This window comes from Pseudarthrobacter sp. NamB4, assembly GCF_005796185.1.
Classification (GTDB): domain Bacteria; phylum Actinomycetota; class Actinomycetes; order Actinomycetales; family Micrococcaceae; genus Arthrobacter.
In genome coordinates this window covers 17,462-27,174 of the sequence record NZ_VAHM01000025.1, presented here as the reverse complement: position 1 = coordinate 27,174, position 9,713 = coordinate 17,462, and the positions used below count along the sequence as shown (strand labels likewise).

The following is a 9,713-nucleotide window of genomic DNA, read 5'->3' as shown; positions in this document are numbered from 1 at the left end:
AGGCCGCAACACCATGTCCTTCACCCCGTACCGCAGCGGCACGGAACCGGCCAGCTGCAGGATCCCGGTCCCCGCGATCGAGGCCAACCGCTCCTCCACCTCCGCCGGCAAAATCAGCTCCGGATGGAACCCCTCCAAACCCAGCAGGATGGCGGTCATGGTGCCGTGCCCGTGCCCGGTCGCGGCAAGGGACCCATACAAGTCCACCCGCAGCGCCGCCACCTGTTCCAGCTTCCCGGAGCCTTTGAGCTCCTCCGCAAAAACGGCAGCAGCCCGCATCGGCCCCACAGTATGCGAAGAAGAGGGCCCAATCCCGATCGAAAACAGATCAAAGACGCCAACAGCCATAACGGTATTCCTAACTGCAAATGTGGCTCGGTCAATTGTGGCCGGGTTGGGAAGGAACAGGACATCCTCTGCATGCTGCTCCCTCGTCGCTTTGACGCATGCTGCCGGATGCCCAGCCCCCTCCCCAAGGTTCCGTCACCATGGCGAACAACAAGCAGGCAATGACATGCATCCGCCCGTTGTCGGTGATGGCTCCTCCGCTTCTACACGGCGACGTACGCACGAGAGGCCGACGAAGCCGGGCTTTTCGAAAGCGTGCGTCAGAGGCGAGGAACGAGCCAGCACGCGTGAAAAGTCCGGTCCGCCGGTCCCGAAGCCAGCCACGGAGGAGGCAGCTACTTGGCGCGTTTATAGAACGGCAGGTCGACGACTTCGAACGGCTCTGCCTTACCTCGCAGGTCAATGTCCAGTGCGGTGCCAACGTTGGTGAACGCGACGTCCACGTACGCCATGGCCACCGGATATCCGAGGGTGGGTGACGGCTGGCCGGAGGTGACTTCGCCCACCACGGTGCCGTCCTTAAGGACCGGGTAGCGGGCTCGGCCTGCGCGGCGGCCGAGTCCTTTGAGTCCCACCAGGCGGCGTCCGGAGGTGCTGCCGGCGCCGGCTTCCTTTTTGGCGGCCAGGGCGGCCTTGCCCACGAAGTCGCCTTCCTTGGACAGTGCGACGACGGGTCCCAGGCCCGCGGAAAAGGGGTCGCCATGCCGGGACAGCTCGTTGCCGTACAAGGGCATCCCCGCCTCCAGGCGGAGCGAATCGCGTGAGGCCAGGCCTGCAGGTGCCAGTTCGCCGTCGTCGGCAATGGCAAGGAGGGCCTGCCAGAGGGCCGCTGCATCGCCGTTCGCCACGAAGATCTCAAAACCGTCCTCGCCTGTGTACCCGGTGCGGGCGACCAGAAGGTCCTGCCCCGCGCCGCCCACCAGGAGCGGTACCTCAACGGCGGCGTAGTATCTCAGCTCCCTTACCAGGGGGTGCTGGGCGGCCGGGACCAGGCGGAGCAGCAACTCCTGTGCCTTGGGGCCCTGGACGGCCACCAGGGAGGTGGCCGCTGAGGCATCGTCCACCCGGACGTCAAAGCCCGTCCCCCGCTCCGCCAGCGCTGCGGCCACCACGGCGGCGTTGCCGGCGTTGGGGACCACCAGGAAAACGTCGCTGCCGTCATCAGCGGCCGGCCGGCGGTAAGTGATGAGGTCGTCGATGATGCCGCCATCCTCGCTGCAGATCAGCGAGTACTTGGCCTTTCCCACGGGCATGGCCGACATCTTTCCCACCAGGGCGTAGTCCAGGAAGGCCGCGGCACCGGGGCCGGTGACCCAAATTTCGCCCATGTGGGAGAGGTCGAACAGCCCGGCGCTCTTCCGAACGGCGTGGTGTTCGGCGAGCTCGGAGCTGTACTTCAGGGGCATCTGCCAGCCGCCAAAGTCGGTAAAGGACGCCCCCAGTTTCTTGTGCTCGTCGTACAGCGCGGTGTACTTCTCCGTCATGGTGCCGGCCCCTAGTTTTCGAACTCCGAAAGCGGCGGGCAGGAACAAATGAGGTTTCGGTCCCCCGCTGCGCCGTCGATGCGTCCCACCGGCGGGAAGTACTTGTCCTGCCTCAGCGACTTCACCGGGAATACGGCCTGCTCGCGCGGGTAGGCATGGTTCCAGCCGCTGCTGATTGCTGCCGCAGCAGTGTGCGGAGCGTTGCGCAGCGGGCTCTCCGTCACGGTAAAGTCCCCGGCCGTCACCTGGTCGATCTCAGAACGGATGGAGATCATTGCCTCGATGAAGCGGTCAATCTCGCCGAGGTCCTCGGACTCGGTAGGCTCCACCATCAGCGTGCCCGCCACCGGGAAGGACAGCGTGGGGGCATGGAAGCCGTAGTCGATGAGGCGCTTGGCCACGTCCTCGGCGGTCACGCCGGTCCTGGCAGTCAGTTCGCGCAGGTCAAGGATGCACTCGTGCGCCACCAGCCCGGCTTCCCCCGTGTACAGGACCGGGAAGAAGTCGTTGAGGCGCGCGGCAATGTAATTTGCGGCCAGCAGCGCTGACTTGGTGGCTTCGGTCAGGCCCTGCCCGCCCATCAGCTTCACGTACGCCCAGGAAATGGGCAGCACGCCGGCGGAGCCGTACTTCGAGGCGGAGATGGGGACGTCGTTGCCTTCGGTCCAGGTGGCCGCGTTGCCGGGCATGAACGGTGCCAGGTGCGCCTTGGCAGCTACGGGTCCGACGCCGGGTCCGCCGCCGCCGTGCGGGATGCAGAACGTCTTGTGCAGGTTCAGGTGCGAGACGTCGCCGCCGAACTGGCCCGGCTGGGCCAGGCCCACCAGGGCGTTGAGGTTGGCGCCGTCGATGTACACCTGCCCGCCAACCTGGTGAATGGCGTCGCAGACCTCACGCACGTCTGCGTCATAGACGCCATGGGTGGAGGGGTAGGTGATCATGATGCAGGACAGGGTGTCCTTGTGGGCTTCGATCTTGGCGTACAGGTCCGCGTGGTCGATGGTGCCGTCCGGCGCGGTGGCCACCACAACAACCTTCATACCGGCCAGGACAGCAGACGCAGCGTTGGTGCCGTGTGCCGACGCCGGGATCAGGCAGACGTTCCGCTGCTGGTGGCCGCGGGAGTGGTGGTAACCGCGGATGGCCAGCAGGCCCGCGAGTTCACCCTGGGAGCCGGCGTTCGGCTGGATGGACACCTGGTCATATCCGGTGATCTCGGTCAGCTGGGCTTCCAGGTCCGCTATCAGTTCCCGCCAGCCCTCGGTCTGGGAGTCCGGGGCGAACGGGTGGATCGAAGCAAACTCGGGCCAGGAAATGGCCTCCATCTCGGCCGTCGCGTTCAGCTTCATGGTGCAGGAACCCAGCGGGATCATGGTGCGGTCCAGCGCCAGGTCGCGGTCCGAGAGGCGGCGGATGTAGCGCAGCAGCTGGGTCTCCGAGCGGTAGGTGTTGAACACGGGGTGCTGCAGGAAGCCGGAGGAGCGTTCGACGGCGGCATCCAGGCCGACCCCGTCCATAACCTCGGCCAGCGCGGCACCAAAGGCAGCCAAAACGGCGACGACAACCTCCGTCGTCGTGGTTTCATCCGTGGAGATGCCTACCGTGTCAGCGTCAATGCTGCGCAGGTTGATGCCCTTGGCCTCTGCTGCGGCAACAATTGCCGCTGCTTTGCCCGGCACCGAAACGGTCACGGTGTCGAAGAAGCTCGTGTGCATCACGTCGAACCCTGCCACCCTAAGCGACGCGGCCACGGCCCTGGCGTGGAAGTGGGCGGACTGCGCAATGGCCTTCAGGCCCTCGGGTCCGTGGTACACCGCGTACATCGACGCCACGATGGCCAGCAGCGCCTGGGCGGTGCAGATGTTGGAGGTGGCCTTCTCGCGGCGGATGTGCTGCTCGCGGGTCTGCAGGGCCAGGCGGTAGGCAGGAACCCCGGCGGAGTCCTTGGAGACTCCCACCAGGCGCCCGGGCATGGAGCGCTCCAGCCCCTTCTGCACTGCCATGTAGGCGGCGTGCGGGCCGCCGTAGAACAGCGGGACGCCGAAGCGCTGCGCGGAGCCGACGGCGATATCGGCACCCTGCTCGCCCGGCGGGGTGATGAGGGTCAGGGCCAGGAGGTCGGCAGCGACGGTCACCAGCGCGCCACGCTCCTTGGCGTCGGCGATCACTGTGCTGTGGTCAAAGACCCGGCCGGAAGCACCGGGCTGCTGGAGCACGACACCGTTGATGGCGCCGTCGGGCAGTCCATTGGCAAGGTCGGCGACCTCCACCTCGAAGCCCAGTGCCTCGGCACGGCCCTTGACGATGGCAATGGTCTGCGGCATGCAGTCTGCGTCCAGGACTGTCTTGCCGTCCCTGGCGTCCTTGTTCTTGTTGGCCCTGCGCATCATCAGTACTGCCTCGGCAACGGCAGTGGCCTCGTCCAGCAGGGAGGCGTTGGCGATGGGCAGGCCCACCAGGTCCTGGACCATGGTCTGGAAGTTCAGCAGCGCCTCCAGCCGGCCCTGGGAAATCTCTGGCTGGTACGGGGTGTACGCGGTGTACCAGGCCGGGCTCTCGAGAATGTTGCGGCGGATCACCGGCGGGGTCACGGTGTCGTAGTAGCCCTGGCCGATCATCTGGACCGCGGTCCTGTTCTTGGCGGCGAGCTTGCGGAGCTCGCCGAGAACCTGGACTTCGCTGAGGGCGTTTGCCAGCTCCAGCGCGGAATCCTGCCGGATGTCCCTGGGGACGGCGGTGTCCACCAGCGCGTCGACAGTATCGTAGCCCACGGCCTTGAGCATGGTGTCGACGTCGGCCTGGCGGCGCGCGCCGATATGGCGGTCAACGAAGGTGGCGGCCGAAGCAGAAGAAGCCGGGATGGCGGGGGCTGGAACGGCGGGGGCCGGAGAGACAGTCACGAGGAACTCCATAGCTCAGGCGGCGCTGGTGCGCCACATCGATTCGGGCCCTCCCCGCTCTGTCTTGGACCTGAGAGTTTCCGCGTTGCCTGCTTCCGCTGGCCCCGCTTGCACCGTCGGTGAGCACAACGGTCCGAACGGATCCGGTGGTGGATCTCCAGGCGGACGGCCTGCTGCTTTCCAGAGGTGCCTCGCCGCGGCGGTACATGGGCCTGTGAGATTCCTGGGGAGGTATTGCTCCTACGGCGCCTGCTTGTACCTTCTGGCAGAACTCTCCCGCCGCAGATCAAAGGCTATTCAATTAGGTTGTTTTGAGTTGTTCTTGGTGGCGGCCGATGGCGGCCTGCACATGCACCAATTCTCCTATGGCGCAGGCGCAGGGGCAAATGCCGGTCAGCCTCTCAGCCGCTCCACCGCGGACAGCAGCTCCTCCACGTCCGCCTGCCGCCTGCCGGCATTTCCGGACGGCCCGCTTTCCCACATGGCGTTGAAATACAGCCCGTCCCCCATGTACAGCACCGCCTTGGCCATAGCCGCCCCCACATCCTTGCCGATGAGCTCCAGCCACTGCTGCTGGATGGCGGCAAAACGGCGGCGGGCCTCCTCGTGGGCCACCTCGGCCAGGCGGGTGGCAGCAACAAAGGAACGGTCCATCGGGGTGTCGGACCAGAGCGATGACCGGATGAAGTACGCCGCTGCCCCTTCCGGTGCGGCCGCCATGGCCGCAAGGTCCTCCCCCGCCAACCGGTCCAGCCGCTCAAGGGTGGCGGCGATCAGTGCTTCCTTGTTGGGAAAGTGGTACAGCAGGCCGCCCTTGGAAACGCCCGCCTTCCTTGCCACCGCTTCCAGCGTGGCAGCCCGCTCACCCACATCGATGAGGAGCTCTTCAAAGGCGTCGAGGACTGCGTCTCGCGCCACGGGTTTTCTGGCCATGCTTCCCATCATGCACGGCTGCAGCCCGGTTTCTTAACTAGACCGTCCAGACGGTACAGTTATTTTCCATGACACCGTCCGCCGCTCCCCGCAGCACCGCTTATCCCGACGCCACCGCCCGGACCACGGGCGGGCGCGCCGGCGGAACCTGGCGCGACTGGCTGGCCCTGGGGCTGCTGATGTTCCCCGTCCTGCTGGTTGCCGTGGACAACACAGCCCTGACCTTCGCGCTGCCGGCCATCACGCGCGCCCTCAGCACATCCGGCGTCGAACTTCTCTGGATCGTGGATGCCTACCCGCTGGTGCTGGCCGGGCTGCTGGTGGCCATGGGAAGCCTGGGTGACAGGATTGGCCGGCGCCGGCTGTTGCTCATCGGCACCATCGGCTTCGCTGCGGTCTCCGCAGCCACGGCCTTTGCCCCAAATGCCGGCTGGCTCATCGCCGGCCGTGCCGTCCTGGGCTTCTTCGGCGCCATGCTGATGCCCTCCACCCTGTCCCTGATCCGCAACATTTTCCCGGAGTCCAACCGCCGGCGGCTGGCAGTCGCCATCTGGGCCGCCGGCTTTTCCGGCGGCGCCGCGCTGGGCCCGATCTTCGGCGGATTGCTGGTGGAAGAGTTCTGGTGGGGCGCCGTCTTCCTGGTGGCAGTGCCCATCATGCTGCCGCTCCTGGTCCTCGGCCCTGCCTTCATCCCGGAATCCCGTGACCCGTCACCGGGGAAGGTGGACATTCCGAGCATCCTGCTCTCACTGCTGGCAATGACTCCCGTCGCGTATGGCATCAAAGAAGTTGCCACCGAAGGTCCCGGTGCCGCGGCCCTGGGAGCCGTAGCCCTCGGTCTGGCAATGGGCGTACTCTTTGTCCGCCGGCAGCAGCGCCTTCACACTCCCCTGCTGGACATGTCGCTGTTTCAAAACAGGGTGTTCAGCATGGCCATCGCGGCCAATGTCCTTGCCCTCTTTTCCTTCAACGGCTTCATCCTCTTCCTGGCCCAGCACCTGCAGCTCCTTGAGGGCCTGTCCCCTTCGGCGGCAGGCGTTGCGATGATTCCGGCACTTCTCGCGACGGTGGTGGCAGGTCTGGCGGTGGTGCCGCTCGTCCGCCGGGTTCGGCCCGGGTTCGTGGTGGCGGCAGGACTCGGCATGAGCGCCGCGGGCTACAGCCTGGTGACGTTTGGCAGCCACGCCGGCGGACCCTCGCTGCTGCTGGCCGCACTCCTGGTCCTGGCGCTGGGCGTGGGAACGGCGGAGACCATCTCCAATGACCTCATCCTGGGAAGCGCACCGCCGGAAAAGTCGGGCGCGGCGGCCGCAATCTCTGAAACGGGGTACGAGGTGGGAGCACTGCTGGGAACGGCGGTGCTGGGGTCCATTCTTACAGCCTCCTACCAGCAAAACCTGCGGCTTCCGGAGGGCGTCGCCGAAGCCTCCTCGGGCCAGAGCATCATGCATGCCGGGGAGACCCTGGCGGGGGCGATGGAACTCGCGGCCGGACTGCCGGGCCCGCTGGGGGACGCCGTACGGGACGCAGCCGCAACCGCCTTTGACTCCGGGGTGCACGTCACTGCGGCCATTGGGCTGGTGCTGATGTCGACGGCGGCAGTGCTCGCCGCCGTCGTCCTGCGGCAAGTGCCCAAGGCGGCCAAGTGAACCAGGGCCGCCGACCTTGAACCAGGGCAGCAAAAAGGCGTCCGCCGCCGGAGCGGGCAGCTCCGGCGGCGGACGCCTGCAGTAATCTTCTGCGCCCGGCGGCTACTTCGCGTCGGGGGCGGTGACGCTTGCGGTGGGCTCCATGGTTTCGGCGTTTACCATCCAGGCGAACTGCTCCAGCTTGAGGATGAATTCATGCAGCAGGTCGGCCGACGTGGGATCCTCCTCATCCACCTCGTCATGGACCTTGCGCATGGTTCCGACGGCAGCTTCGAGGGCCGCAACGATGCGCTCGGTGGCGTCCTTGGTGCTGATCAGACCCTCGGGAAACGGAGCCAGGTTAGTGCTCTCGGCCACCGTTGAGCTGCGGCCGTCCGGCAGTGCGTGCAGGGCGCGCATCCGCTCGGCGGTGTCGTCGGCGAACTGGCGGGCGGCGTCCACGATCTCATCCAACTGCAGGTGCAGGTCCCGGAAGTTGGTGCCCACAATATTCCAGTGCGCCTGCTTGCCCTGGACGTGCAGTTCAATCAGGTCTGCGAGCACGGCCTGCAGGTTGTTGGTCAGTGTCGGTGAAGCTTTCATGGGTCCTCTTCGATCGGTCCAGTAACTCCGACGCTATCAGCAGCCCGCGGTACGGCAGGGGGCCTGCGACTGATTTCTCAGTGAGCTTACTAATTCCCCGGCAACGGACATTAACGAACGTCCTTCATATTCGCTCTTGCGTCCTGCGTCACACGCCCCCCATACTAAATGAACGCCATTCATATAGTGGTCGTCCTCTCACATCTTCAGAAAGTGGTGCCATGACCGAGACCATCCGCACCAGCTCGTCCTCCCCCGGTCCGGGGAGCCGCTCCCCCAGCCCTGCCGGCATCAGCCCCAAAGGACTGAAGGGCGGGCAACTGGGCCTTCTCGCCGTCGTCGTGCTGGGTATTTCCACCATTGCTCCCGCCTACACCCTGACCAGCGCACTGGGCCCCACCGTCAACGAAGTCGGACTCCAGCTGCCGGTCATTTTCCTGGTCGGTTTCATTCCCATGATCCTGGTCTCGCTCGCCTACCGGGAGCTCAACGCCGACTCGCCGGACAGCGGCACCACCTTCACATGGGTCACCAAGGCCTTCGGCCCTTGGGTGGGCTGGATGGGCGGCTGGGGCCTGCTGGCGGCCAACATCATCGTGCTGTCCAACCTTGCCGGTGTCGCCGTCGACTTCTTCTACCTGTTCCTGTCCCAACTCACGGGTAACCCGGAGCTCGCGGGCCTCGCCGACAACAAAGCCTTGAATGTTGTGACCTGTTTTGTGTTCGTGGCGCTGGCCGTCTGGGTCAGCTACCGCGGCCTGCACGCCACCAAGGTGGTGCAGTACGGCCTGGTGGGGTTCCAGCTGCTGGTCCTTGGCCTGTTCGTCGCCATGGCATTCGCCAACTGGTCCGCGTCCGAAACAGCCATCCCGTTCAGCTGGGAATGGTTCGACGTGACCAAGGTCGAAACCTTTAGCCAGGTAGCTGCCGGAATCTCGCTGTCAATCTTCGTCTACTGGGGATGGGACGTCTGCCTGACCCTTAACGAGGAGACTGCCAACGGCAGGAAGACAGCAGGTGTGGCCGGTACCCTGACTGCCGTGATCGTGCTGGCCATTTACCTCCTGGTCAGCATCGCCACCATGATGTTCGCCGGCCTGGGCGACACCGGCAACGGGCTGAACAACGAGGACAACCACGAGAACATCTTCACGGCACTCGCCTCGCCCATCATGGGTCCGTTCGCCATCCTGATGTCCCTCGCCGTACTGTCGAGCTCCGCAGCGTCCCTGCAGTCCACGTTCATGTCGCCGGCCCGCGGGCTGCTGGCCATGGGGCACTACGGCGCCCTGCCGCAGCGCTTCGGCAAGGTGAGCAGGAAGTTTGCGACGCCGGGCTACGCCACCATCGTCGCCGGCGTCGTTTCCGCGGGGTTCTACGCCGTCATGCACGTGGTCAGCGAAAACGTCCTGAACGACACCATCGTTTCGCTGGGCCTGATGATCTGCTTCTACTACGGCCTGACCGCCCTCGCTTGCGCCTGGTACTTCCGGCACAGCGTCTTCAGCAGTACCCGCAACTTCATGCTGCGGCTGGTGTGCCCAGTGCTCGGCGGGGTGGGGTTGTTCGTGGTGTTCTTCCAGACCGCCGTGGACAGCCTGGCGCCGGAGTTCGGCAGCGGATCCGAGGTCTTCGGCGTGGGGCTGGTCTTCATATTGGGCGTCGGGATCCTGGCCTCCGGGGCAGTCTTCATGCTCATCATGGCCCGAGTACACCCCGGCTTCTTCCGGGGCGAAACCCTCAAGCGGGACACCCCTGCACTGGTGGTGCCGGAGTAGGCCGGACCGCCCCGCCCGCAGGGCAAAAGTGCCGTACCC

7 protein-coding genes and 1 riboswitch are annotated in these 9,713 nt (G+C 65.8%); of the genes, 2 read left to right on the top strand and 5 right to left on the bottom strand.

Features of this window, described 5'->3' with window-relative positions:
• From FDW81_RS17420 to FDW81_RS17405, 4 genes are all read right to left on the bottom strand, one after another.
• Nucleotides 1-348 (bottom strand): serine dehydratase beta chain (locus FDW81_RS17420; protein ID WP_305004156.1); only part of this gene is annotated, 348 nt, incomplete at its 3' end.
• A 335-nt stretch (nt 349-683) separates the two neighbouring features.
• Nucleotides 684-1,832, bottom strand: coding sequence for a glycine cleavage system aminomethyltransferase GcvT (gene gcvT, locus FDW81_RS17415; RefSeq protein ID WP_138135464.1), 1,149 nt, complete (start codon nt 1,830-1,832; stop codon nt 684-686).
• Between the two features lie 11 nt (nt 1,833-1,843).
• Nucleotides 1,844-4,744: an aminomethyl-transferring glycine dehydrogenase gene (gene gcvP, locus FDW81_RS17410; RefSeq protein ID WP_370279172.1), complete on the bottom strand. Its 2,901-nt coding sequence runs from the start codon at nt 4,742-4,744 to the stop codon at nt 1,844-1,846.
• A 178-nt stretch (nt 4,745-4,922) separates the two neighbouring features.
• A riboswitch (glycine riboswitch) is annotated at nt 4,923-5,021 on the bottom strand.
• 104 nt (nt 5,022-5,125) lie between these two features.
• Nucleotides 5,126-5,665, bottom strand: coding sequence for a TetR/AcrR family transcriptional regulator (locus FDW81_RS17405; RefSeq protein ID WP_138135463.1), 540 nt, complete (start codon nt 5,663-5,665; stop codon nt 5,126-5,128).
• 68 nt (nt 5,666-5,733) lie between these two features.
• On the opposite strand from FDW81_RS17405, the gene FDW81_RS17400 reads away from it, so the two are divergent.
• Nucleotides 5,734-7,314 carry an MFS transporter gene (locus FDW81_RS17400; protein ID WP_138135462.1) on the top strand — a complete coding sequence of 527 codons (1,581 nt, stop codon included), beginning with the start codon at nt 5,734-5,736 and terminating at the stop codon, nt 7,312-7,314.
• 102 nt (nt 7,315-7,416) lie between these two features.
• Here the strand turns inward: FDW81_RS17400 and FDW81_RS17395 are convergent, their stop codons facing one another.
• Nucleotides 7,417-7,896: a Dps family protein gene (locus tag FDW81_RS17395; RefSeq protein ID WP_138135461.1), complete on the bottom strand. Its 480-nt coding sequence runs from the start codon at nt 7,894-7,896 to the stop codon at nt 7,417-7,419.
• A 221-nt stretch (nt 7,897-8,117) separates the two neighbouring features.
• Between FDW81_RS17395 and FDW81_RS17390 the strand changes: the two genes are divergently transcribed.
• The gene (locus tag FDW81_RS17390; RefSeq protein WP_138135460.1) at nt 8,118-9,674 is read left to right on the top strand and encodes an APC family permease; all 1,557 of its coding nucleotides are present in this window, start codon (nt 8,118-8,120) and stop codon (nt 9,672-9,674) included.
• Nucleotides 9,675-9,713 lie beyond the last annotated feature (39 nt).

Excerpts from the sequence above, each read along its gene's own strand:
- gcvP (WP_370279172.1), bottom strand. The coding sequence starts at position 4,744 with ATGGAGTTCCTCGTGACTGTCTCTCCGGCCCCCGCCGTTCCAGCCCCC.
- gcvT (WP_138135464.1), bottom strand. The coding sequence starts at position 1,832 with ATGACGGAGAAGTACACCGCGCTGTACGACGAGCACAAGAAACTGGGG.
- FDW81_RS17390 (WP_138135460.1), top strand. The coding sequence starts at position 8,118 with ATGACCGAGACCATCCGCACCAGCTCGTCCTCCCCCGGTCCGGGGAGC.
- FDW81_RS17405 (WP_138135463.1), bottom strand. The coding sequence starts at position 5,665 with ATGGCCAGAAAACCCGTGGCGCGAGACGCAGTCCTCGACGCCTTTGAA.
- FDW81_RS17400 (WP_138135462.1), top strand. The coding sequence starts at position 5,734 with ATGACACCGTCCGCCGCTCCCCGCAGCACCGCTTATCCCGACGCCACC.
- FDW81_RS17395 (WP_138135461.1), bottom strand. The coding sequence starts at position 7,896 with ATGAAAGCTTCACCGACACTGACCAACAACCTGCAGGCCGTGCTCGCA.